Annotated in this window: 24 protein-coding genes; 4 read left to right on the top strand and 20 right to left on the bottom strand. The window is 34.6% G+C overall.

Annotation, left to right across the window (positions count from 1 at the left end; all coding sequences use genetic code 11):
- Positions 1-44 precede the first annotated feature (44 nt).
- Together VK90_RS04255 and VK90_RS04250 are read left to right on the top strand one after the other, a co-directional pair.
- The gene (locus VK90_RS04255) at positions 45-1,499 is read left to right on the top strand and encodes a HAMP domain-containing sensor histidine kinase (RefSeq protein ID WP_048370665.1); all 1,455 of its coding nucleotides are present in this window, start codon (positions 45-47) and stop codon (positions 1,497-1,499) included.
- A gap of 146 nt (positions 1,500-1,645) precedes the next feature.
- Positions 1,646-2,158, top strand: coding sequence for a GNAT family N-acetyltransferase (locus tag VK90_RS04250; RefSeq protein ID WP_000351212.1), 513 nt, complete (start codon positions 1,646-1,648; stop codon positions 2,156-2,158).
- Between the two features lie 34 nt (positions 2,159-2,192).
- Here VK90_RS04250 and pdxR read toward each other — a convergent pair whose 3' ends face one another.
- On the bottom strand, positions 2,193-3,593 hold the full coding sequence (gene pdxR / locus VK90_RS04245; protein WP_048370662.1) for a MocR-like pyridoxine biosynthesis transcription factor PdxR: 1,401 nt from the start codon (positions 3,591-3,593) through the stop codon (positions 2,193-2,195).
- A 120-nt stretch (positions 3,594-3,713) separates the two neighbouring features.
- Between pdxR and VK90_RS04240 the strand changes: the two genes are divergently transcribed.
- Together VK90_RS04240 and VK90_RS04235 are read left to right on the top strand one after the other, a co-directional pair.
- Entirely contained in the window at positions 3,714-4,640 is a 927-nt protein-coding gene (locus tag VK90_RS04240; RefSeq protein ID WP_002174802.1) for a DMT family transporter, read from the top strand.
- 115 nt (positions 4,641-4,755) lie between these two features.
- The gene (locus tag VK90_RS04235) at positions 4,756-5,280 is read left to right on the top strand and encodes a DUF4871 domain-containing protein (RefSeq protein WP_048370660.1); all 525 of its coding nucleotides are present in this window, start codon (positions 4,756-4,758) and stop codon (positions 5,278-5,280) included.
- A gap of 295 nt (positions 5,281-5,575) precedes the next feature.
- On the opposite strand, the gene VK90_RS04230 is transcribed toward VK90_RS04235, so the two are convergent.
- The 19 genes from VK90_RS04230 to VK90_RS04145 form a co-directional block, all read right to left on the bottom strand.
- On the bottom strand, positions 5,576-6,775 hold the full coding sequence (locus VK90_RS04230) for an NAD(P)-dependent malic enzyme (RefSeq protein ID WP_048370658.1): 1,200 nt from the start codon (positions 6,773-6,775) through the stop codon (positions 5,576-5,578).
- A gap of 59 nt (positions 6,776-6,834) precedes the next feature.
- Positions 6,835-8,181 (bottom strand): 2-hydroxycarboxylate transporter family protein, encoded by a 1,347-nt coding sequence (locus VK90_RS04225; RefSeq protein WP_048370656.1) that lies wholly within the window; start codon positions 8,179-8,181, stop codon positions 6,835-6,837.
- Positions 8,182-8,303: 122 nt separating this feature from the next.
- Positions 8,304-9,011 carry a response regulator gene (locus tag VK90_RS04220; protein WP_048370654.1) on the bottom strand — a complete coding sequence of 236 codons (708 nt, stop codon included), beginning with the start codon at positions 9,009-9,011 and terminating at the stop codon, positions 8,304-8,306.
- Position 9,012: 1 nt separating this feature from the next.
- Positions 9,013-10,611 (bottom strand): sensor histidine kinase, encoded by a 1,599-nt coding sequence (locus VK90_RS04215; protein WP_048370652.1) that lies wholly within the window; start codon positions 10,609-10,611, stop codon positions 9,013-9,015.
- Positions 10,612-10,773: 162 nt separating this feature from the next.
- Positions 10,774-10,905 (bottom strand): hypothetical protein, encoded by a 132-nt coding sequence (locus VK90_RS31035; protein WP_269431810.1) that lies wholly within the window; start codon positions 10,903-10,905, stop codon positions 10,774-10,776.
- A 104-nt stretch (positions 10,906-11,009) separates the two neighbouring features.
- Positions 11,010-11,537, bottom strand: a complete 528-nt coding sequence (locus tag VK90_RS04210) for a GrpB family protein (RefSeq protein WP_048370651.1) — start codon at positions 11,535-11,537, stop codon at positions 11,010-11,012.
- An 18-nt stretch (positions 11,538-11,555) separates the two neighbouring features.
- Positions 11,556-12,320, bottom strand: coding sequence for a C39 family peptidase (locus VK90_RS04205; protein WP_082147779.1), 765 nt, complete (start codon positions 12,318-12,320; stop codon positions 11,556-11,558).
- Positions 12,321-12,341: 21 nt separating this feature from the next.
- Complete coding sequence (locus VK90_RS04200) at positions 12,342-13,163, bottom strand: hypothetical protein (RefSeq protein WP_048370647.1); 822 nt, start codon at positions 13,161-13,163, stop codon at positions 12,342-12,344.
- 237 nt (positions 13,164-13,400) lie between these two features.
- Complete coding sequence (locus tag VK90_RS04195; protein WP_053081331.1) at positions 13,401-14,651, bottom strand: sensor histidine kinase; 1,251 nt, start codon at positions 14,649-14,651, stop codon at positions 13,401-13,403.
- Positions 14,648-15,319, bottom strand: coding sequence for a response regulator transcription factor (locus VK90_RS04190; protein ID WP_048370643.1), 672 nt, complete (start codon positions 15,317-15,319; stop codon positions 14,648-14,650). Before VK90_RS04190 ends, VK90_RS04195 begins: the two co-directional genes overlap by 4 nt.
- Positions 15,320-15,538: 219 nt before the next feature.
- Positions 15,539-16,243 carry a metallophosphoesterase family protein gene (locus VK90_RS04185; protein WP_048370641.1) on the bottom strand — a complete coding sequence of 235 codons (705 nt, stop codon included), beginning with the start codon at positions 16,241-16,243 and terminating at the stop codon, positions 15,539-15,541.
- Positions 16,244-16,663: 420 nt separating this feature from the next.
- Positions 16,664-18,040, bottom strand: coding sequence for an ABC transporter substrate-binding protein (locus VK90_RS04180; protein ID WP_048370639.1), 1,377 nt, complete (start codon positions 18,038-18,040; stop codon positions 16,664-16,666).
- Between the two features lie 27 nt (positions 18,041-18,067).
- Positions 18,068-18,889 (bottom strand): carbohydrate ABC transporter permease, encoded by an 822-nt coding sequence (locus VK90_RS04175; protein WP_002174787.1) that lies wholly within the window; start codon positions 18,887-18,889, stop codon positions 18,068-18,070.
- A complete protein-coding gene (locus tag VK90_RS04170) occupies positions 18,886-19,818 on the bottom strand; it encodes a carbohydrate ABC transporter permease (RefSeq protein WP_025149746.1) in 933 nt (310 codons plus the stop codon). Before VK90_RS04170 ends, VK90_RS04175 begins: the two co-directional genes overlap by 4 nt.
- Positions 19,818-20,915, bottom strand: a complete 1,098-nt coding sequence (locus VK90_RS04165; protein WP_048370637.1) for an ABC transporter ATP-binding protein — start codon at positions 20,913-20,915, stop codon at positions 19,818-19,820. The genes VK90_RS04170 and VK90_RS04165 overlap by 1 nt, the downstream gene beginning before the upstream one ends.
- Positions 20,912-21,478, bottom strand: a complete 567-nt coding sequence (locus VK90_RS04160) for a glycerol-3-phosphate responsive antiterminator (RefSeq protein ID WP_048370635.1) — start codon at positions 21,476-21,478, stop codon at positions 20,912-20,914. The genes VK90_RS04165 and VK90_RS04160 overlap by 4 nt, the downstream gene beginning before the upstream one ends.
- A 307-nt stretch (positions 21,479-21,785) precedes the next feature.
- Complete coding sequence (locus tag VK90_RS04155) at positions 21,786-22,466, bottom strand: GNAT family N-acetyltransferase (RefSeq protein ID WP_048370633.1); 681 nt, start codon at positions 22,464-22,466, stop codon at positions 21,786-21,788.
- Positions 22,467-22,671: 205 nt separating this feature from the next.
- Positions 22,672-23,502: an ankyrin repeat domain-containing protein gene (locus tag VK90_RS04150; RefSeq protein ID WP_116500264.1), complete on the bottom strand. Its 831-nt coding sequence runs from the start codon at positions 23,500-23,502 to the stop codon at positions 22,672-22,674.
- Entirely contained in the window at positions 23,475-23,690 is a 216-nt protein-coding gene (locus VK90_RS04145) for a hypothetical protein (RefSeq protein ID WP_025149741.1), read from the bottom strand. Before VK90_RS04145 ends, VK90_RS04150 begins: the two co-directional genes overlap by 28 nt.
- Positions 23,691-23,783 lie beyond the last annotated feature (93 nt).

The raw sequence follows: 23,783 nt of genomic DNA, 5'->3' as shown, positions 1-23,783 counted from the left end.
AGTAAACCACTGGCCCTTTATATGAAATAAGGCATGGTGAGAAAATGAGCAAACTTTCCCTTAAAATTGGGACATACTTTTTAATATTAGCTTTATGTATTGAAACAATTGCTTTCGTATCTTTTTATAAAAGCCTTTCAAAAATGCGGGTTGAGGAAGAGACCCTTTCTCTTTTAGAGAAAGGAAATCGCTATCGCGATACGATTGAACGGCGTGCAAAATGGAGCAAATACGACAAATACACTGAGAGAAAAAAATATGCTGAACGTCTCAATCGCCCTGAGCCCCCTGCTTTCGCTATTGAACATGCCGCTGAAGATTTAATGGAAACAGAGGCACTTACTAATTCTGAAATAGTTATTGTTATAACTGATAGTAATGGAAAAATTATGTCTTCCTCAGCGACTGTAACACAAGATATACAAAAACAACTTCATTGCAATACACAACCTGTTGAAAGAGATGGCTTAATAGTAGAGAAGAACTGGAAAAAATCAAAATTCATCTCAACAGTAAGCCCGATTAAAACAGAAGACTTTAATGGTAACTTACACATGTTCTTAAAAACATCCTTCTTAGAAAAGATGTTACTTAGACTTATGAATCAATTCATCATCGTTAGTATTTTAACGCTTATTTTAACAACTATTTCTGTCTTTGTTTTTTCTCGAGTTGTTACAGATCCTCTTATAAAAATGAAAAGAGCAACAGAAAAAATGCCGAAATTGAATAAACCAATTCAATTAGGAATTAAACGTAATGATGAACTCGGAAGTTTAGCTAAGACCATTGAAGATTTATCTAGTGAACTTACGTATATGAAAAAAGAGCGAAATGAATTTCTCGCTAGCGTTGCCCATGAACTATTAACTCCATTGACCTACATGAAAGGCTATGCGAAAGTGGCAAAGAGAGACTCTTTAACGAAGGAAGAACGTGAAGAATATTTACAGATTATCGAAGATGAAACGGATAGTATAACGGATCTCATACAAGATTTATTCATACTTGTACAATTAGAGCAGCACCAATTCGTTATAAAAAAACAAACTATGCTCCTTAGTCCATTCTTAGAGCGAATGGTTGAAAAAACAAAAACAACATTAACAAACAAACAGATGAAAATCCATGTATACTGTAACGATGGCCTAGAAGTTTGTATAGATGAAAGACGTATGGAACAAGTTATGTTAAATTTACTGCATAACGCCTATCAACATTCACCAGAAAACACTTCCATAACAATACGTGTACGAACAAATATGGATACTTTTACAATAAGTGTACAAGATGAAGGAGAAGGTATTCCTGAAGAAGATATCCTACATATTTTCGATCGCTTTTACCGTGTCGATAAATCTAGGACACGAGCTACAGGCGGAAAAGGTATCGGACTAGCTGTTGCAAAAGAAATTGTAGAACTTCATAACGGTTCTATTCTAGTTACAAGTGAATTAAACGTTGGAACAGAATTTATAATTGAGCTACCATTTGAATAATATATGCGTGAAATCACCAGTAGTAGTAAACACTACTGGTGTTATTTTGTTCATAAAACTAGCCATTATAAGCTAAGCTTTTGAAATTATTCTTATTTCAATATAAAATAAAGGTACATTTGTCAAAGATTTGGAGGGTGATATAATTGGATATCCATGTATTAACAAAAGACGAAGCGGAAATTTACTTAGAACTTCGCGTAGAAGGATTAAAGCAAAACCCTGAAGCTTTCAGCTCTTCTTATGAAGATATTATTAATAAAGAGTGTGCTATTGAATATAAAGCGCAAAAATTAGCACAAGATGAAAACTATACACTAGGTGCATTTAAAGATGGAAAATTAATCGGAGTTGCAACATTGGAAACGAAACCATATGTAAAACAAGAACATAAAGCAAAGATTGGTTCAGTATACGTGTCTCCAAAAGCACGCGGACTTGGAGCAGGAAAAGCACTTATTAAAGAATGTCTTGAACTTGCTAAATCTTTAGAAGTAGAACAAGTTATGCTTGATGTTGTTGTTGGCAACGATGGTGCAAAAAAACTTTATGAGTCATTAGGCTTTAAAACTTTTGGTGTGCAAGAACGCTCATTAAAATATAACGGCCAATATTGGGATGAAGAGCATATGGTCTTATTCCTAGATGAAAATAAATAATAAAAAACATCCTCTCATGTATGAGGATGTTTTTTTACTTTCTTGTAAACCATGCCGTATTTAATAATTGAATCGCTTTCGCAATTTCTTCTTCTGATAAAATCGCAAACCCAAGTAAAACTATATTTTCAGGTGCAGTACCGTCTTTATAGTACATAGAAACAGGATATAATTTAATACTATATTTTGCTGCTTCTTTAATTAATTCTTCTTCTCTCATTCCATTATGCACTTTTAATAAAATGTGTAATCCCGAATCTTCCCCTATCACTTCAACACGATTAGAAAAATACTTTTCTATTTCAAAAACAATCCGATCTCTCTTCTTTCGATAGACGACACGCATTTTATGAATATGTTTTTCCCAATGTCCTTCATTTAAAAACCTTCTAATCACTTCTTGGTCCATTCTTGAAACACTTTGTGTATAAAACAAATATTCCTTTTGATACTTTTTAATTAAATTCTTTGGTAATACCATATAGCTCATCCGTAACGATGGCAACAATGCTTTAGATAGTGTACCCATATAAATAACTTTCCCATCCGCATCTAGCCCTTGCAGTGCCGGTATTGGCTTTCCTGAATAGCGAAATTCACTATCGTAATCATCTTCAATAATATACCTACCTTCTTCTTTCTTCGCCCATTGTAAAAGCTGCATCCGTCTCGTGATAGGCATAATCATTCCATACGGGAACTGATGAGAAGGAGTTACAAATACAACATTTGCATCGCTATTTTCTAAATCTGCAATACAAATTCCATCCCTATCTAAAGATAACATTTGAACTCTTTTTTCTCCCTGTTCAAAAACAACCATTTTCCTATGATACCCTGGGTTTTCAACGGCATAATTGCTTCCCTTTAACAATTGAAATAGTAACTTCACTAATATTTGTGTTCCCGCTCCTAATACGATTTGACTAGCTGAACAACGCACACCTCTAGATTCATACAAATAGTTCGTAATTTCTTCTCTTAAGCTCACTTCCCCTTGAGGGTGCCCAAGAAAGAGCAAATCATTATTATGTGGCTGCCATACATCATTTATAAGTTTGCGGTACATAGTGAACGGAAAAGTATTCGTATCGACTCCTGTTTGTGTAAAATCAAATTTATAATTCTTTTCCTGAAATGGTACCTCTCCTATTCTCTCTTCGCTTCCTTCTACAGAAATCATTTGCTCAATTTCACACACAAAGTAACCTTTTCTCGAAATTGACTCAATATAACCTTCTGCAAGTAATTGCTCGTAAGCCGCCTCTACTGTATTTTTACTTACTTGTAAATGTGTTGCTAACTTTCGCTTAGCTGGTAACTTCGTAAAAGCCGGAATCGTTCCATCTTTAATTTCTTTTTTTATATACTCATACAATTGCACGTACAATGCCTTTTTACTATTCATATTTAAATTAGGCGTTAATTCTAACATAATATCTGACCCCTTAATAAAACTAAAATCTGATACTTTTTACAGTACCAGAAGTTATATATAATTCCTTTTATCATGTCACACATAAAAAATCAAATACTAGAGAGGAGATGCATGATAATGAACAATAGTAGACGCATTGGACTTATGATGATTATTACAGGAGCTACTTTATGGGGATTATCTGGTCCCATGATTCAGTGGCTATTTCAACATACTAACGTATCATCAATTGATTTTTTAACAATTCGCCTGTTACTCGCAGGAATATTCATTTTATCCTTCTTGCTTATTAAAAAACAAAACATATTTCACATTTGGAAACAGCCTAAACACTTTATACAGCTTTTAATTTTCTCTATTCTTGGCATGCTTGGTGCCCAGTACGCTTTTATCGAAACAGTTCATATTAGTAATGCCGTCACGGCAACACTATTTCAGTTTCTAGGTCCCGTTCTTATTACAATTTACGTTGCTTTTGAGCAAAAGAAATTACCTGCTTCTATGCAAATACTCGCAATTATAACTGCTCTAACAGGGACATACTTTATTATTACAAACGGCTCAATTGAAAATATTGTTTTATCTAAAGCAGCCATTATTTTTGGCCTATTAACAGCAGTTGGATTTGCATTTTATACCCTTCATCCGGCTTCTCTTATTAAGGAATGTGGAACAACAATAGTAATTGGATGGGGAATGTTAATTGGAGGGATTGCATTGCTTATTTGCAATCATTCGTTTGGATGGAATCAGCTTTCACAAACCTTCACACTCCAAACTTTTTCTATGCTTATTCTTATCATTATAAGCGGCACTCTTTCTTTCCTTCTTTATATCGGTAGTCTTAAATACTTAGCAGCAACCGAAACAAGTATTTTATCTAGCATTGAACCACTTGTAGCTGCCATCGTTTCAATTACTTGGCTTAATGAATCTTTTGGAGCATATCAATTATTAGGCGGTGTATGTATCGTTCTTTCTGTTATTTTTTTAACGATGCCTCAAAAAGAGAGGGAGCAAACCTTTACAACTGAACAAGTATAGATAATGTCAAAAGAGGTCGCACAAAACTTACGACCTCTTTTTATGATTTAAAGGAATTGTCCCGCCTTCTAGCAAATACAATTACACTAACAATAAAAAATAGGAGTGTGGCACCATGAAAAAAATCGGAACTATGCTACTTTTCTCCTTCCTCATTACTGGCTGTGCGCAACCGCAACCCGATTCAAAAGCGCCTAAAAAAGAAGTAATAGCAACGGCATCCTCTCAAATTAACGCACCTTCCTTTTTTCATCTTAGCGTTTTAAAAGATGTAAATTGGGAAGAAGCGCCATCCTTCGTAGATGGAAAAATGCCTTTAAAGGGCATTGAAGGAAAAATCGCAATGGCTGATAGCCCCATCATCGCAAATGAACAAAATGAAATAATGTGGTTCTTTCTAGATCCTGAAATGCCAACCGGAAAACTATCTATTATCGCGTTAAAACAAGGTACTACAATTCCAACACCAATCCTCTTTCAAAAAGAAACTTCCAAACAAACTTGGACTACTTCCAATATAGTCGATACTACAATAAAAGAACTTCCTCTCGTAATGTCATTACCTTCATCTGGATTATGGGTATTAAATATATATGTGAACGAAAAATATTATAATCAGTTTGTAATCAATGCCGAGTAAAGTGACAAAACTGCAACACTTCCTTACAACAATGTAATTTAGACGTCACGTACTTCGATAGTTGAACTCTCTCTCTTCTCTTATACTTAAAGTAAGAAATGAAACGAGGAGAGATGAGAGATGAGAAAAATGATAGAAGTGATCGTAGCAGTAACTGAGGTTTTAGTAAATGGTAAACAAGTTGCAATGGAATTAAATAAATAATGAGGGGACATGAATAACTCTACACTTCTTCTTCATTATTTTGATTTCTTATCTCAAAAAAGCAGTGCCTTAAAGGCACTGCTTTTTACTATTAATAACTTGGCATTTTCGTAATTTGTGCCACTCCTGAATCAATGGCTGCTTTTGCTACTGCTTCTGCAACACTTGGAACAACTCTTTTATCTAATGGATTTGGAATGACATAATTCGCATTACGCTCTTCATCCGTAATAATGTTAGCGATTCCATATGCTGCCGCTAATTTCATCTCTTCTGTAATATCCGTCGCGCGCATATCTAACGCACCACGGAATATACCAGGAAACGCCAATACATTATTTACTTGATTCGAGTAGTCAGAACGCCCAGTTCCTACTACAGCTGCCCCAGCCTCTAGTGCATCCTCAGGGAAGATTTCTGGAATTGGATTCGCCATTGCAAATACAATTGGTTTCTCATTCATCGACTGTACAAGCTCTTTCGTTAATACGTTAGGAGCTGATACACCAATGAAAATATCAGCCTGATGAATCGCTTCCTTTAATGTTCCACGTACATATTCTCGATTTGTCTTTTTCGAAACTTCGATTTGCGCTTCGTTCATCCATGTTTCACCTTCACAAACAATACCTTCTAAACTAACTAACGTAATGTGCTTTGCACCAGCTTTTAACAATAATTTTCCAATTGCAATTCCTGCCGAACCCGCACCGTTAATAACAATTTTCACATTACCCATTTGTTTACTTACAACTTTTAATGCATTAATAACAGCTGCTAAAACGACAATAGCCGTCCCATGTTGATCATCATGAAATACAGGAATATTAGTTTCTTCTTTTAATCGTTTTTCAATTTCAAAGCAACGTGGTGCTGCAATATCTTCTAAATTAATACCTGCAAATGTAGGCTCCAAATTTTTCACAAGGGTAACGATTTCATCCACATCAGTCGTCCCTAAACATAGCGGGAAAGCATCTACATTCGCAAACTTCTTAAATAAAATACTTTTCCCTTCCATAACAGGCATAGCCGCTTTCGGTCCAATATTCCCTAAGCCAAGTACTGCTGTTCCATCTGAAACGACTGCAACCATATTCCCTCTTGCTGTATAGTCATACACTGTTTCTTCATCTGCTGCAATTGCTTTACAAGACTCCGCTACGCCTGGTGTATAAGTCAGGCTTAAATCATCCGCTGAATTCACTTCTACTTTACTTGTAATCTCAATTTTCCCTACTAACTCTTTATGCAATAACAATGATCTTTCATTAATTTGATTTTCTAACATACTTATAATCTCCCCTTAATTTGACAAGCTAGCTATATGAATATAGCTAGCTTGTTTGATCATGAAAACATTTTTAATAAAATTGTCGCTGTTACAACCATTGCTGCCCCGCCTAAACGCGTTGAAATTTGCGCAAACGGCATTAATTCCATACGGTTTGAGGCTGATAAAATAGCAACATCTCCAGTTCCACCTAAACCACTATGACATCCAGTTACAATCGCTGATTCAACTGGATACATTTTCATCACTTTCCCTACAAGAAAACCTGTTGTTACCATTGTAAGAACAACCGATGCACACACAACAACATATCCTACAGAAAGAACTGCTGCTACATCTTTTAACGGAATATATAGCAATCCTAAACCGACCATTAACGGCCAAGTTAAATTCTTTGAAATAAATTTATATAAATGGAATGCACCTTGCTCCATTTTTGCTGGCATTAAATTAAAATACTTCACAATTGCCGCTGAAAAAATCATAATGATTGCCCCAGGAATACCGATAAATTTAGAAGCGAATCCTCCGAAAATAAAGAATGTACATGCAATCAATAACCCTGCTCCCATTAATGAGAAATCAATTGGTTTTTCTGCATTTTGCTCTTTTAATAACTCTGCTTGATTATCTGTTTTTACTAATACACCGTTACCACTAAGCTCAGGTTTCTTCTCACCTAAACGTTTCATATAGCCTGCGCTCACGATCGCAAACATATTTCCGATAATAGCCGCAGGAATAAGCTGTGATACAAATGTTGCTGATGATTCATTTAAAATATCACTGTAAGCTAACGACAATGGTAAAATCCCTTCGCCAATACCACCACTCACAATAGGGACGATAATAAAGAAGAAAGTCTTCTTCATTTCAAACCCAAATAGTGAACCAACTAATAAGCCTACTGCTATAGAAGCTAACGTTCCTACTACTAAAGGAATAAACATGCGAACGAAACCTTGTACTAACACTTTGCGATTCATTCCTAAAATACTTCCTACTACTAAGCAAGAAATATATAAATATAAAAAGTTCGATTTTTTCATTAACATAGTCGCAGCTTCCATTGAAGCTGGATTCATCCAGTTAAAAAATACAAGTAATGATGGAATAAATAATGAAAGAATTGCTGGACCACCGATATTTTTTAAAATTGGAATTCTCATCCCAATGTCTCCTAAGAAAATACCCATAATCATAATAACTGCAAATCCACCAATCATATCTGCTGGCAATTTATTATATACAGATGCTCCATAAATAATAGCAGCCAATACTACATATAACGGTAAAGGTATAACACCGATTTTAACATTCATAATTTTAGAAGCGAAAGATTCACTTTTTAATTCATTCCCCTCAGAAAATGATACCGCTTCCACATTCTTTTGTATTCCCATATGGCACCCCCTTGTTTTCTTAATAACAATATTAAAACGCTTTCAATAGTAAAAATAGTTTTTGTAAGTTTTGTAACTACTTTTGTAATTAAAAAAAGTATAAGCGACTTATAATAAGTCGCTTATACGTAAAAATTTATTTTATTTTGATCAATACATCTTAATTTACTCACCGGTCTTCCCACATTTTGATACACCATTTCATTCTCTAATACTCCAATTTCAGTCAAAAACATTACATATTTTCGAATAGAAACCCTTGAAACTCCTACTAATTGCGCCATTTCATCTGTTGTAAATGCTTGTCCCTTAAGCGATTCGATTTTCTTCCAAATTAGTTGTAGCGTTTGCTTTGTTAATCCTTTTGGAAGCTCTTTATAGTCAAAGGACTCTCTTTTTTCTTTTTGTAAAATTAGCGAATCCAATTCCGATTGACTAATTTTTTGTTGTTCTTTCATAAAAGTAAATTTTTCTCGATACACAGTTAATGCTTCCTTAAAGCGTTCAAATGTAAATGGTTTAATTAGATAGTCCACAACTCCATATTGTAATGCTTTTTTTATACTTCCCATATCATGTACAGCTGAAATCATCATAATATCAATTTCTTTTTCTTGATTCCGAATATACATTAAAAGCTCAAATCCAGTCTCCTCAGGCATAAAGATATCAAGTAATACTAATTCTACTCGTGATTTCTCTAATACTTCTATCGCCTCTTTTACTGATTTAACTGCATGAACAAGTTCAAACCCTCCCACTTGCTCTAAATAATGCGTATTTAACATTGCAACCATCGGATCATCTTCTACAATCAAAACTTTGATCATCTTATCTCTCATCCCTACTTTTAGGTATTTCAATTGTTATCGTTGTTCCCTCTCCTACCAATGAATGAATATGAATTTCCCCATTTATTCGCTGTATGCTTTCCTTTACAAGGTACAAACCATACCCCCGATTATCACCCTTTGTGGAATAACCTTTTATAAATAATGCATCCATTTCATCTTCTTGTATGCCTTTCCCTGTATCTTGTACTGTAATGATTAATGTATCCCCATATTGTATTCCAACTTCAACTTGCTTCTTCTCACAATTCGTCACCGCGTCTAATGCATTATCAATTAAATTTCCGACAATGGTGATTAGTTCATGAATGATACGTTCATCATATATTTCTGGTAAGTAAGAATCTTCTTTTATAATTAACTTTATATTTTTCTCTCTAGCATAGCTAAGCTTACCTAATAAAAAACCAGCAAATACTGGACTTTTAATTCTTTTCATAACCCCACCAATTTCATATTGATGCTCTGATACCATACTACTTACATATTTCTGCAATTCTTCATACTGTTTCATATGTGTAAGCCCTAATACGACATGCATTTTATTCATAAATTCATGAGATTGCGCCCGTAATGCTTCCGCATATAACCTAATACCAGTTAGTTCTTCTGCTAATTTTCTAATTTCTGTTTTATCACGAAATGTTGCAATCGCGCCAACTATTTCTCCTTTTACATATAAAGGGACACGATTAGTAACAATCGTAATTCCATAAATATTTTGTTCTTCGTTTAATTGTACCTCTCCAGTTTGCAATACTTCTTTTATACGTGAATTTGGCATGTACAATTCAACATCTTTACCAATAAAGTCTTCTTCAAGTCCACTTTTCTTAAATAACCGTTTTGCCTCATTATTGATTAAAGTTACGTTCGCCTCTTTATCTACAGCAATAATACCTTCTTTCACCGAAAGCAACATCGTATTTCTTTCTTCAAGAATTTTCGCTATCCTATGCGGCTCAAGACCAAATAAACTTTTCTTTATATGTCTAGCTAGCAATATCGCCCCTATAACACCAACTAATACTCCAACTCCAACACCGATATAAATAATATGTCTACTTTCCTTAACTCGCTCTTTTACATTATCTGCTGAAATTCCAACCGCAACCGCTCCAAGTTGTTCCCCTGTTTCAGAAAAAACTGGCACAAATACTCTCATAGAAATCCCTAAAGTTCCTTCTGCCAATGATACATGTTCATTCCCCTTCAATACGGGCCCTTCATCTCCCCCAATAAAATGATGACCTATTTTTTGAGGATTGGGGTGAGATTTTCGGATTCCATTCATATCCATAACCACAATAAATTGAACATCCGTACTCTTTAATATCTTATTTGTATACACTTGAATCAAGGCGGTATCTACTTTCCCCGCCAACCCATCAATTACAATAGAATCATCCGCCACAATACGTGCAATCGTTTTTGCCTTCTCTGCTTGGCTATCTTCTGTCGTTCGTTCAACATTATGGCTAATCAAAATATCTGTTACGAGCAAAGAAAAAATTACAACTGTACACACTAATAATGTAATCGTTTTCCATAAATTCCATAGTCTTTTTCTTTTTTTCATCCCGTTAATGACTCCCCTAATTGCTGTATAGAAAAATAAGTAAGGTGATATCATTTCCACCTTACTTATTTCCTGTTATTATACTTTAAATTTACTAATCATTTCTTATAATTCTTCTGTCATCTATGGTAAGTTTTGAGTGACTAAACTAACTTATTCCATTTAATTGACTTGTTCTTCTGTAGCTTTTGCAATCTCATCAATGGCATTTGTTACTTCATTTTCATCGCCAGCTAAACCTTTCATTGTTTCTGCTACTCGATTAATTTTGGAAACAAAATATAATAATAACATGTATTTTTTTGTTGATTATGCATTTTTTACATATGTAGTTATTCTTAAAAGTTTAAATTACAAAATAAGAGAACCTCCATACATAGAAGTTCTCTTTCTTCTTATTATTTTTGCTTCTTTAAAACACTGCTCACAAAACCTTCTTTATAATCTGTATACCCTTTTATCCCAACTGAATCCTTCTTGATATAATCTAATTTTAAATCTTTGTACTCGATTTTCGCTTCATCATTGTCATTCAAATAATCTCTAAAGAAAATTAAATTATTCCAAATTTCTTTTTCATACTCTACTAAATGAATATAATGTGTGCGCTTTTGAAAAGTAGAATCAGTAAACTTCGCAAAGACAATTTCGCCAGATCGTACCACCTTCAATCGTAAAAAACCTATAGATTGTAAACCATCTATCACAGATTTTTCTACTGCATTTAAATCATCTATAGCTACTAATATATCTATAATGGGCTTGGATATCATCCCTTCAATAGCCGTACTACCGATATGTTCGATACGATTTGCATCTATGTTTGTACTTTTTTGTATTTCATGTTTCACTTTAGAAAATTCTTTTTTCCATTCATCTGTATAACTCACTAGTTTAATTTCGTCACCCGTTATTCCTAAATCCATACCCCTTTTCCCCCTAATTCATTTTGAACTTTTCACATAACTAATTGCTTGACTTCCCATCTGTACCCACGCCTTTTCAAAGTTTTCTCTCGGCACACTTACATCTGGACTATCATTAAGAGGATCTTGAATATATACGGACTCCTTATCGTATCCAACAAGTACAACACAATGTTCACTATAAGTAATCGAAACATCGCCACTATCTGTTTCCCATGTAGCAAATTCATCCTCACCTAATGGTGCATATGTTGCATTCGTAATCATTACTACCGGTTGCCCTGCTTTTACACTCTTATAAACTTCTTCTATACTTTTTCCCGTTAAATCCACAGCTTCATTCGGTAAATATTTTTTCGCTAATTGAAAGAGCGGTCCGTGATATACACCGTATCCTGATTCAGAAAATGTATAAATATCCCCTACAAACCCTTCATTCGGATTTCCACGTGTACCATTATCCTCAAAATCAACTTTCTTTATTTCATCTGCCAATTTCATCTTCTCTACAGAAACACCTGCGTATTGTAACATCATCGCTAAGCTCGTCACTTCGCACCCTCTCTCTAGCTCTGGTAATTGCTGAATTAAAGGCACATTTGATAAGACGATTTTTTCATCACCTTGATTATTAGTGGATACTGTTTGTTTCTGACTCTTTGTAGTGGATACTGTTACTCTCTTTACTTTCTCGGCATACTTTGTAAACCCATTCGTATATATGCCCCATATTACCGCCCCGAATATAATCACATACATACACATTTTCCACTTTCGTATCATGCTCCTATTCTCACGCCCTCTTTAATTCGTTAAATAAGAATAAAACGCATCAGCATCTGTTTGAATCATCGGTACAAAATTTAGTTCTTTTCCCTTTTCAGGTTGTTCTCGTTTTATTTTTTCTGCTAAATCTTGAATATTCATATTCGTTCTATCCATATTAAGCTCATCCGCCATTTGCACCACTTTTTGTTCATTAATTTCTCTTAATACTTGATATATATCTTTGCCGTATAGATCAATATGATATTTTTTTGCTTCTTCCTGTACTTTTTGTTCATACACTTCTTGTGCTAGATCTCCTATCTCTTTTCCTTTTTTAGAAATACCGAGCTTTTCCGCTTCTTCTCTTACTTTTGTCCCATAAATTTCTTCCGCAATATCTTGCATTTCTTTTCCTTCTATTGAAACGCCTAGTTTATCTGCTTCATTATTAATTTTGATTGTATTAATTTGATTTATTAAATCCACAATCGATGTATTCTCTATTGATATTCCTAGTTTTAATGCTTCCTGCTTCACTTTTGTTTCATAAATTTCTTCTGAAAGAATTCCAACATCTTTTCCTTCTGTTGAGATACCTAATTGTTCCGCTTCTCTTCCTACTTCCGTTTCATGAATTTCTTTTTCTAACGTAATTTGTTCTTTTCCATTCGTTTCAATGCCTAGCTTTTCCGCCTTTTCTTCTGTATGCATCGCATTTATTTTCCCATCGTTTAACTGTTCTTTACTGCGCTGCGTGTAATCTGTCTTTCCTTTTGTCGTTCCAGAAGAAGAGGCGCCTCCTAATATACTTAAACTCATTACTCCAATAGCGCATACCATCATCATCTTCTTTTTCAAGAATTCTTCCTCCTTCTCACGCTTTCTGTTTCCATCTTTCCCATAATTTTTTTAATACTATACATCAACTTCATCACTGTTAGAAATAACAGTATGATTCATCTAATTCATTCAAAAATATCTACTTCAGCGTCTCTTTCTATTACAAGTTTCCATGATGTAATACATGATACAAGTTGTTCCTTAACTTTCCCTTAAAAAAAGACGACCTTGTAAAAAACAAGATCGCCTTCTCACTTATAACCTTTGATTTTTCGGGAAAATCACTTCAAAACAAGTACCTTCTCCCCATTTGCTCTCTACCGATATTTTTCCGTAATGCTTTTCTACAATCCAATTAGCTATTGAAAGACCTAATCCAGCACCTTCTGATGCACTTCTCGCTTTATCACCTTGATAAAAACGATCAAATAATTTTGGACTATCCTCTTCCTTAACTCCTATCCCGTTATCCTTCACCTGTATGCGAATTGAACTACTCGTTTGCGTACAATTAATTTGAATATGTCCACCTTCATTCGTATACTTCATCGCATTATCTAACAGTATGACCATCATTTGATGGATTCTCTCTCTATCGCCAATAAACGATATGTTACGTTCTACTTTTAATATCATCTCTTTTTCTTGATAAGAAGCAATTTCTTTATATGGATCTACTATTTCTTCTAACAATTTATCTAGTTCAAATGTTTTCTTATCCATCTCGATTTGATTAGAATCCGAACGTGCTAACAATAATAAATTAGCAACTAGCTTCGATAACCGTCTACATTCCTTTGAAATTGTAGAAATATCCATCGCCTTTTCTTCTATCGTTGCAGATGGTGACTGGAATAATACATCTGTTTTTGATTGGATAACCGCAAGTGGCGTCCTTAATTCATGCGATGCATCAGAAACGAATTCCTGCTGTTTCTCCCATGACTTTTGAATCGGTATGAGTGCTCTACCCGCTAGGAAAAAGCCGATTCCTATTGCACATAGGCTTCCTATGCTGCAACCTATAACTAGAATTAAAAGCAAAGTATTTAGCATTTCTTTTTCGGCTGTTGTATCGCGTACGATTTGCACAATTTGTCCGTCACCCTGAAACGCTACTGTTCTGAAATAATGCCCCTTTACTTCTATATCTTGAAGAACTCCTAATTTCTTTGGAGCAAAAGCTGGAATATTCTCTGTAAAAATAGAGAAAAATCTAGGGTTTTTCTCATCCATTGAGATTGTATTTCCCTTCCAGAACAACTTCATGACTCTTGGATCCCCAATTTGAATATTTTTCATACCTCCCTTTGGAGGATTCTTAGATTTAACTTCATCTTTATATTCAATCATTTTTTCAATTGATTTATCTACTGCACCATAAATTCGATTATATGTGTATAAATAAATTATACTGCCTAATACCCCAATTAATACGATGAACACTAAAGAATTTAATATAGTCAAACGAATGCGTGTTTTTTGAAACATACTTCCCTTTTTCATTGTTCTTTTAATATATATCCAATACCACGAACAGTTTGAATATCTTTCTGATAACTGAATGGCTCTAATTTTTTACGTAAGTGATGAACATACACTTCTACGATGGCTACTGTTGTATCTGAATCAAATCCCCAAACACGATCAAAAATTTGTTCACGCATTAAAATCTTACCGCTATTTTGAATGAGGTACTCTAAAAGTTCATACTGTTTTAAAGTCAACTTAATTGCTTGTCCATCTACTTGTGCATCTTTATCTTTTCCAAACAGTTCGATCCCTTTATAACGAATTGTCTGCTTTGTTGTTAAGCTACCACTTCGTCGTAATAAAGCACGAATTCTCGCTTTTAATTCCGGTGCTTGAAATGGCTTAACGAGATAATCATCCCCGCCAAAATCTAAACCTTTTACTCGATCCTCCAAAGAATCTTTTGCTGTTAAAAATAAAACTGGCGTTTCAATCTTCTCATCTCGTATTTTTTGAATCACTTCAAATCCATCCATTTCTGGCATCATGACATCGAGTAAAATTGCATCATATATATTTTGTAATGCCAAAAACAAACCATCTTCCCCATTCATTGCCGTGTCCACTTCAAATTCATCACGTAAAATTTGTACTATAGACTCCAATAAAGAAGCATTATCTTCTACTACAAGTAAGCGCATCGGCCTTTCTCACCTTCCACAATATATTTCAATTCGCTTTTCCTTTATTATTACATCACTTCTCTTAATAACGAAAGAAAGTAGTCGCATTAGTTGTCTTTTTAATTATTTCCATCTAAATGTTTAAATTGAATAAAATTTGGAAGATTTATTATAGAATCCATTTCTTAACTTTGTCTTAATAAAAGATTGAAAGAAATAAGGAAGCCCTTATTTCTTTCAATCTTTTACTACATATACCTTTTTACTCGGTAACTCCAAACAATTTAACTGCCCACCATACACAGCCCCGCCATCAATTCCTATAATACGATTACTACCAAAATATACTCCGCAATCATCATTACTATGAAGCGTCTTTGTTTCCGTATGTCCAAATATAACAACCTTTTCGCCACTATACCCACTATGAAATTCATTACGTATCCACATTAACGTGTATGGTTCACATTCAGAAACTCGTTTCATCGGCTCAATACCAGCATGTACAAATATATACTCTTCCGTTTCAATGTAATGATCTAATTCTTGAATGAACTTTACGTGTTCCTCTAATATATGAGAGTGTAAAATTGGCTTTTGGAAGTCTCCCTCATTTACCTCAATATCTTCTTCTACAAATCCATAGCTATATAATGTTTTATCGCCACCATTTCTTTTTACCCAATGATTCCACGAACGTTCTTCATCTGTCGTTAACGCTTTAATCATCATGTCTTCATGATTTCCCTTTAAAACGAAGGCTCCCTCTTCTTTTAACCCTTTTACCTTTTCAATGACAGCACGCGCATTTGGACCACGATCTACATAATCACCTAATAAAATTAGCTGATCCTGTTTCGCATCGTATTGTACTTCTATGAGTAACTTTTCAAATTTATCAATTTCTCCATGAATATCACTGATTACAAGTATTCTATTCATTTTTTCCCCTTCTTTCTAAATACATTTATCTCTAATTATAACTCTTTTTAAAGAATCTTCTGAACATAATTACTAGAAAGCATTATTATTACAAATGAATCTATTATCCTTACAACAATGTAAGTCTCTTGTCATCCAATTCGATAGTTGTAATTACTGCATTTCCTTATACTAAAAGTAAGAAATGAAACAAAAAACAAGGAGAGATGAGATATGAAAAAAGTGATGGAAGTTGTAGTAGCAGTGGCAGAGGTTTTCGTAAATGGCAAACAAGTTGCAATGGAGTTAAATAAATAATGAAAAGGACAAGATTCGTTCTAGACCCTTTGCTCATATAAAAGAGATAAGACTTCATCATTTCTTTGATCCCTTATCTCCCTATAAAGAAAGCCGTATCCTTAAGAAGGACACGGCTTTCTTTTATTTTTGACTCGTACGAGCTGAAATACTAATGGCTCTATCTGTTGCTTTTGCAGCCTCATCTAACGCTTCTTTACTATTTTTCCCGTCATACATTGCTTCTAGTGCTTTCACAACTGCATCTCGTGATTCTGGGAATACACTAATTAATGCCCCTTGCGTTGCTGAAGATTGCTTCGTTGCTTGCAGTTGATCTACCGTTACTTTTAACTGTGGATACTTTTCATATTGTTCTTTTACTAACGGTTCATTATATGCATCTGGATTAATTGAGAAATAACCCGTTGCTGTATGCCATTTTGCTTGTACGTCTGGTTTCGTTAAATATTTCATAAAGTCCCAAGCACCTTGCTGCGTTTCTTCTGAAACCATATTCGTCATCCATAATGACGCTCCGCCAATAACAACACCATTTTGTTTCGTATCTTCTGGATATGGAATATATGCAACACCAACGTTAAACTTAGATGCATCAATTAAATCACGAACACCAGCTGAAGAATCTAAATACATAGCAACTTGTCCAGATTGGAATGCGGCACGAATATCATCCCAACTTGCTCCATACTTTCCTAATGCACCAGCCTTATTCAATTCATCTAACATCCCAAATACTTTTTGCCCTTCTTTTCCGTTAAATACCGCTTTCGTTGCTGCATCTTTTCGCCCATTCTCATTATCCACATATAGACCGCCTTGTGTCGCTAATAATTCTTCAAAGAACCATCCATAGTTCAGCATGGAGAATCCATATTGTTTTACATTTCCGCCTTCTTTAATCGTTAACTTTTTAGCTGCTTCTTTTAATTCCGCATATGTTTTCGGAGCTTTCTCTGGATCTAATCCAGCCTTTGCGAAAGCATCTTTATTATAAATTAATACTGGTGTAGATGAATTAAATGGCATAGAATACATTTTCCCATCAACTGAGTAATAATTCGTAATTGCTTTTTCTAATTTTGATGTATCGTACTTATCTTTTTTAATCCAGGTATCAATAGGCGTAATCTTTTTGCTATCAATCATATATTTCGTTGTAATTTCACTTGATTGAACAAGAGCTGGCGCTTCTTTCGTTGCAGATATCGTTTTAAACTTCGTTAAAGACTCTTCGTATGTTCCTTGGAACTCTGCCTTTATCTCGTATTTATTCTGTGACTTATTATAGTCTGCAACAAGCCCATCTAGCACACCTTGTGTTTTTCCACCCATCGCATGCCAGAAGCGAATTACAGTTTTATCACCATTTTTTTCAACAGGAGCTACTTTTGCCTGTGCTTCAGATTTCCCCTCTGTTTTACTACTTGAACAAGCTGCCCCGGTTAACGCCATTGTGGCTGCCATCAAAAGAGCGGCACTTTTTTTCAATAAACTCATCTCAATCCCACCTTTTCTTATGTATGCTTATTTAATTGCACCTTTTGTTAATCCTTGTTGCAATTGCTTTTGCCCTAAAAATAGTAAAATCAACGTTGGAATGACGATAACAGTAACACCAGCCATTACACTTCCCCAATCAGTTGCAACTTCTTGAGACTGGAGCTGCTTCACACCAATTTGAACTGTTCTTACTTTTTCATCAGTGGTCACTAAGAGCGGCCATAAATACATATTCCATGTTGTTAAAAAGCTATATACTCCAAGCGTAATAAAACTCGTTTTACAATACGGAATTACAACGCTGAATAAAAACCTTAAATTTCCAATCCCTTCAATAAAAGCAGCTTCTTTCAGTTCATTCGGAAGTGTCATAAAATGCTGACGTAGTAAGAAAATACCGAAGGCTGTTGCAAAAAACGGTACTGTCATCCCAGCAAAGCTATTGATCCATCCGAAATTTTGAATCGTTAAAAAGTTTGGTACCATCGTTGCTTCCCACGGAATAAGCATCGTTGAAATAAACAGGAAAAAAATAAAGTTTCTTCCTTTAAATTGAAGAAAGACAAAAGCATAAGCAGCTAAGCTTGATACGATAAGTTGTCCAATCATAACAACTGTCGATACAATTAAACTGTTATATAAGTACGTAAAAAGCGGTACTTTTTGAAAGATATTAATGAAATTATCAAAAGTAAATTGAGTCGGAAATAACCTTCTCATTTGAATATCATCTGGTGTCATAAAGCTTATTAAAAACGCATAGAGTACAGGAAAAAACACCATCACTGCACTAATAATGAGCAGTATGTATAATAGGAAGTTTTGTTTCCACTGTTTAACAATCATTTATAATGCACCTTTCTCTCTGCAAACTTGAATTGAAGTAATGTAGCAATGAAAATGAAAACAAATAATACCATCGCTTGTGCACTTGCTGTTCCAAATTGATGATTCACAAATGCTTCTTTATAAATCGAGTACACAATTAAATTCGTTGCATCGTTCGGTCCACCGTGCGTCAAAATATCGATTTGTCCAAAGCTTTGAAATGCACTAATTAAAGTTACTGTTACAATAAAAAATAACGTTGGTGATAACATCGGTAATGTAACACGGCGAAGCTTATATAAATAGCTCGCACCATCTATAGATGCACTCTCATATAAAGACGTATCAACATTTTGTAAACCACCTAATATAACTAAAAATGCAAATCCTGTATTCACCCAAACCGTTGTAACCGATACAGAAAACAATGCCCAGTCCGGACTCGTTAACCATGCAATCGCAGGGAGATTCATAGAGGCTAATATGTTATTAAATAACCCTACACTTGGATGAAATAAAAATAGCCAAATCACTGCACTCGCAGCTACTGATATGCCCATCGTTGAGGAAAAGAGCACCCGAAATAATCCAATACCTCTAACTTTCTCATTTGCAATTAATGCAAGAAATAAAGCGAATATAATACTAGTAGGTACTGTATATAAAACAAATAATAAAGTTGACTTTATACTTTTGTAGAAAGCAGGATCAGAAAATAAATATTGATAATTTTCCAAGCCAACAAAAAGATTAGCTTCTCCGTGTATATCTGTTAAATAAAAACTATAGTAAATCGTCCTAAACAATGGATAGAAAAGAAAAATAGAAAACAATAAAATAGATGGTGCTAAAAATAATAATCCTATTCTTAAATCTTTCGTTCTCCCCCATAATGCCTTCTTTTTTGACACTTTTGTTTGAGCTGGTAATTTCCCTACCTCAATCATTATTTCGCCACCACTTTCAGCTCTTCTTCAGCTACCACTTTTAATCGTTCATTCGTTTTCTGTTGAAAGAAGCATAGTTTTTCTTGCGAGAATAATAATTTTACTTTGTCACCTTTGTTCAAGAGTAACTGTCCGATGACTTTTGCACTCCAAGTTGCCCCATTTACCGAAAAGTTTAAAATAGATTCATTCCCTAATACTTCTACAGATTGCAGCGTAACTTCTTGTCCTTCCTCAGACAATGCAATATGCTCAGGACGCATGCCTATTCGAATAATTCCTTCTGATAATTGCTTTAACTGTCCAATAGATAACGGAATTTGCAATTGGCCTATATGCAATACACCTTTTTCTTTATCCACTTCCCCATCATTCATATTCATAGAAGGAGAACCTATAAAACTTGCAACAAATTCATTTGCTGGTTCGTTATATATATCAAGCGGTGTTCCAATTTGCTGTATACTTCCTTTATTTAAAACCATGATGCGATCTCCCATAGTCATTGCTTCAATTTGATCGTGAGTAACGTAAATCATCGTAATTCCTAATCGTTGCTGAATTTCTCTAATTTCAATCCTCATTTGCGCACGCAATTTCGCATCTAAATTCGAAAGCGGCTCATCCATTAAGCAAATCGGTGCTTGACTCACAATCGCCCTAGCAAGCGCAACACGCTGTCTTTGTCCACCTGATAATTGGCCTGGTTTCATTTTCACATACTCTTTTAGTCCTACCATTTCAACAGCTTCCATTAATCGTTTTTGCCGCTCTTCTTTCTGTACTTTTCTTACCTTAAGGCCAAATAAAATATTTTCTTCTACAGATAAGTGTGGATATAACGCATAGTTTTGAAATACCATTGATAGATTACGATCTTTCGGCTCTAAATCATTTGCAACACGCTCATTAATAATTAAATCTCCCGAAGAAATTCCTTCTAAGCCAGCAATCATTCGTAATAATGTACTTTTCCCACATCCCGAAGGTCCAACTAAAACAAAAAATTCTCCCTTCTTAATGTGAACCGATACATCTTTAACCGCTGTCTCTTCCGCGTTTTTATATATCTTTAATACATTTTTCAATTCAATCACAAGATTGCACTCCTTTTTTCGTCTTGTATCCATACTTCATAATGACTTGTTGAAATCGCACTTGCTCCTGCACGAATTGCAATTTCTGCATCTTCTCGAGTTTGAATCAGTCCGCCTGCAATAATAGGAAATTCTATTTCCTCTGCTAGCTGTTTAATAATAGAAGGCATAATACCAGGCATAATCTCTACTGCATTCGGTTTAGTCGTTTTACAATTTTCAATTGATTTTGTAAGAGATAAAGTATCAACAATAAAAATACGTTGAATCGTTTTCAATCCAATCTTATTGGCATTTCGAATTGTCGACCCCTTTGTCGAAATAATACCTTGTGCACCAATAACATCTTGTATATACAAAAGTGCTTCCTCTGTATTCGTATTTAGCCCTTGTATAAAATCACAATGAAGAAATACATCATGTCCATTTTTCTGTAATTCATATACACGCTCTGGTAACTCCAACATTGAACCAGTCATAAGGAAAACTGTTTTCGGTAATTTTTTGTATGTTTTATACCCTTTCCAATCCTTTATCATCGCTATATAAGGTTCTTTAAACATTGACTTCACCTAGCTTTTCTATTTTTATCCAAACTAAAAACACCTACTTACATAGAACACCTTTCTCCTTATTTGAACTCTAGGGAATAGAGCACACTTAAGAAAGTGGCACGTTATATGTAAGCGGGTGTTCTCAAATGTTCTCTACCCTAGTTATTTTGTTACCTTTACTATATTACGTATTTATTAAGTCAGTTTTGATAGATTGTTAATTAGGTGTTAATCGAATGTTAATATTCACCATATTACTTTTACAATAATCAAGATATACGAATAAACTCCAACAGAAAACAACTTTGTTTAGAATTTAAGTGATATGTAAATTCATACCATAGTTACTCAGTTTTAGTTTTCTTGCCACTGCTTGCGAAGCAAAATTATCCCAAGCCGTGCTGCAAAGTGGAATGCGTTTTTCTTCTTGTATTGATATCGCCCAGGCCGTAACAACATCTGAACCATATCCTTTTCCTTGAAACTCAGATAACGTTTCTACACTCGCTTCAGAAGCTATTGGTGTACTTCTTGCACTACAGCATATAGAAACCACCTTTTCATTTTCAACAATTGCAAAATAAGGTTTCCTCCACTCCATCTGTTCTATTAGATTAGGAAAACTTTCTCGCAGGAGTTCTTTATTCTTCTCTGTTATTCGTATCGTCCTAGTCGGCTTATTTAAATTATTTGGAAACATGAAAGCAGGCCCCATCCAAATATTCTCCACCGCTCTTTCCTCATTTAATATTTTAATGATTTTTGCTATCTCTATGTGATTTGAACGTTCTGAAATTAATTTCCCAATCTCATTCACCGTTTCACTATGAAGGTTATAATGATATCTCGTTATATTCCCCTCCCGAGTTCGGCCAAGAAAAAAACGTGGCGCTTTCAGATTTCCATGCTCATTTACGCTCTTTATTCTTCCTACTTGATTATGAACAAATAGAACCTCTGCCTGAATTGCTATTAATTCAAGTTCTGAAAGTTTCATCTATATCCTCCTTTGTTACTGCATATACAAAATTCCTATAACAAGCCTTCATAGAGTAAATACAAAAGAACTCCTCCTCAAAACAAAAATCCCATTTAAATAAACATCAATGAGTCCATCTTGCCGGATGATCTCCTTGTTCTGTCTATTTAAATGGGATAATTTCATGACTGTTATTTTCCTAGCCTCTTATCTCACTCTTATATTACTCTGTAGGTTGCTGCTGTATAACTTCATTTGCCCCAGCTACTCTCAACATATTTGCAATATCTTTAAACCCTCTTTTTTCAGCATATTGCAGCGGCGTAGTTCCTTCACTGTTAGCCATATTTACATCCGCTCCATGCTCAATAAGCATTTGAATTACCTTTTTATGATTTTCGCTACCATTTCCCAATACAATCGCTTCTAATAATGCCGTTCCACCACGATTATTTTTGTAATTCACATCAATATCTGTGTGCTCTAATAATTCTTTTACGACCTCTACATGACCACGCTCAGATGCAGAAGTTAATGCTGTTCCACCTGACCGAGTAGTTTCTTTCGTATTAGCTCCTGCATTAATTAATAATTTTACGATATCCTTATAACCTTCTCTACTAGCATAAAGAAATGGACTGCTTTGTTTCTCATCTTGAATTTCAATATCAGCTCCCGCATCAATTAACGCTTTAACTGTCTCTACATGATTCTGATACGTTGCTGCAAGGACAGGCGTTTCTCCGTTATCACCTTCTACGTTAATATTCGCTCCGTCTTTAATCAACTTCATAGCCGTTTCGGTATCACCTAGAGTCGCAGAAAGTAATAATTGCTTATCCATTAAATTTATACCTGTTTCTTTTTTTGCTTCTTCCTTTTCTTTATGGTTTTCCTTCTTTTTTTCATTTTTCACCTGAACCGGTTTTGATTCAGGATCTTCTTGCTTATCACAAGCCACTGTCATCATTAAAAGTCCTAATAACATGCATAATAATATTTTTTGTTTTCTCACAACTACAGCTCCTATGAAAGATAATGTTTTCTTAACCATTCCTCCATCACATGCAATAACTCTTCTTCAATAGATTTATCCATAAGCACCTTATATTCCTTCTTAAATTGAATCATCGAACGCTTATGCCCATGTTTTCTCAACAAATAATTCATGTTTGGAATGATATGCCGCCCGGCTTCATCATTAACATATGAAGCAATTAGTTTAGCATGTTTCGGTGACACTTGTACATCTTTCTTATCCTTAATTCCCCTAAAGATGTCACTATTTTATATTGTAACTGTTCTTCTAACTATTTTACACCTTTTATCTTTCTA

It is taken from the genome of Bacillus sp. LK2, from assembly GCF_001043575.1.
Taxonomy (GTDB): Bacteria; Bacillota; Bacilli; order Bacillales; family Bacillaceae_G; genus Bacillus_A; species Bacillus_A paramycoides.
The sequence above is the reverse complement of the archived record's forward strand: the minus strand, read 5'-3'. Positions and strand labels throughout refer to the sequence as shown.

Excerpts from the sequence above, each read along its gene's own strand:
- VK90_RS04255 (WP_048370665.1), top strand. The coding sequence starts at position 45 with ATGAGCAAACTTTCCCTTAAAATTGGGACATACTTTTTAATATTAGCT.
- pdxR (WP_048370662.1), bottom strand. The coding sequence starts at position 3,593 with ATGTTAGAATTAACGCCTAATTTAAATATGAATAGTAAAAAGGCATTG.
- VK90_RS04240 (WP_002174802.1), top strand. The coding sequence starts at position 3,714 with ATGAACAATAGTAGACGCATTGGACTTATGATGATTATTACAGGAGCT.
- VK90_RS04235 (WP_048370660.1), top strand. The coding sequence starts at position 4,756 with ATGAAAAAAATCGGAACTATGCTACTTTTCTCCTTCCTCATTACTGGC.
- VK90_RS04230 (WP_048370658.1), bottom strand. The coding sequence starts at position 6,775 with ATGTTAGAAAATCAAATTAATGAAAGATCATTGTTATTGCATAAAGAG.
- VK90_RS04225 (WP_048370656.1), bottom strand. The coding sequence starts at position 8,181 with ATGGGAATACAAAAGAATGTGGAAGCGGTATCATTTTCTGAGGGGAAT.
- VK90_RS04220 (WP_048370654.1), bottom strand. The coding sequence starts at position 9,011 with ATGATCAAAGTTTTGATTGTAGAAGATGATCCGATGGTTGCAATGTTA.
- VK90_RS04215 (WP_048370652.1), bottom strand. The coding sequence starts at position 10,611 with ATGAAAAAAAGAAAAAGACTATGGAATTTATGGAAAACGATTACATTA.
- VK90_RS31035 (WP_269431810.1), bottom strand. The coding sequence starts at position 10,905 with ATGTTATTATTATATTTTGTTTCCAAAATTAATCGAGTAGCAGAAACA.
- VK90_RS04210 (WP_048370651.1), bottom strand. The coding sequence starts at position 11,537 with ATGGATTTAGGAATAACGGGTGACGAAATTAAACTAGTGAGTTATACA.
- VK90_RS04205 (WP_082147779.1), bottom strand. The coding sequence starts at position 12,320 with ATGATACGAAAGTGGAAAATGTGTATGTATGTGATTATATTCGGGGCG.
- VK90_RS04195 (WP_053081331.1), bottom strand. The coding sequence starts at position 14,651 with ATGAAAAAGGGAAGTATGTTTCAAAAAACACGCATTCGTTTGACTATA.
- VK90_RS04190 (WP_048370643.1), bottom strand. The coding sequence starts at position 15,319 with ATGCGCTTACTTGTAGTAGAAGATAATGCTTCTTTATTGGAGTCTATA.
- VK90_RS04185 (WP_048370641.1), bottom strand. The coding sequence starts at position 16,243 with ATGAATAGAATACTTGTAATCAGTGATATTCATGGAGAAATTGATAAA.
- VK90_RS04180 (WP_048370639.1), bottom strand. The coding sequence starts at position 18,040 with ATGAGTTTATTGAAAAAAAGTGCCGCTCTTTTGATGGCAGCCACAATG.
- VK90_RS04175 (WP_002174787.1), bottom strand. The coding sequence starts at position 18,889 with ATGATTGTTAAACAGTGGAAACAAAACTTCCTATTATACATACTGCTC.
- VK90_RS04170 (WP_025149746.1), bottom strand. The coding sequence starts at position 19,818 with ATGATTGAGGTAGGGAAATTACCAGCTCAAACAAAAGTGTCAAAAAAG.
- VK90_RS04160 (WP_048370635.1), bottom strand. The coding sequence starts at position 21,478 with ATGTTTAAAGAACCTTATATAGCGATGATAAAGGATTGGAAAGGGTAT.
- VK90_RS04155 (WP_048370633.1), bottom strand. The coding sequence starts at position 22,466 with ATGAAACTTTCAGAACTTGAATTAATAGCAATTCAGGCAGAGGTTCTA.
- VK90_RS04150 (WP_116500264.1), bottom strand. The coding sequence starts at position 23,502 with ATGGTTAAGAAAACATTATCTTTCATAGGAGCTGTAGTTGTGAGAAAA.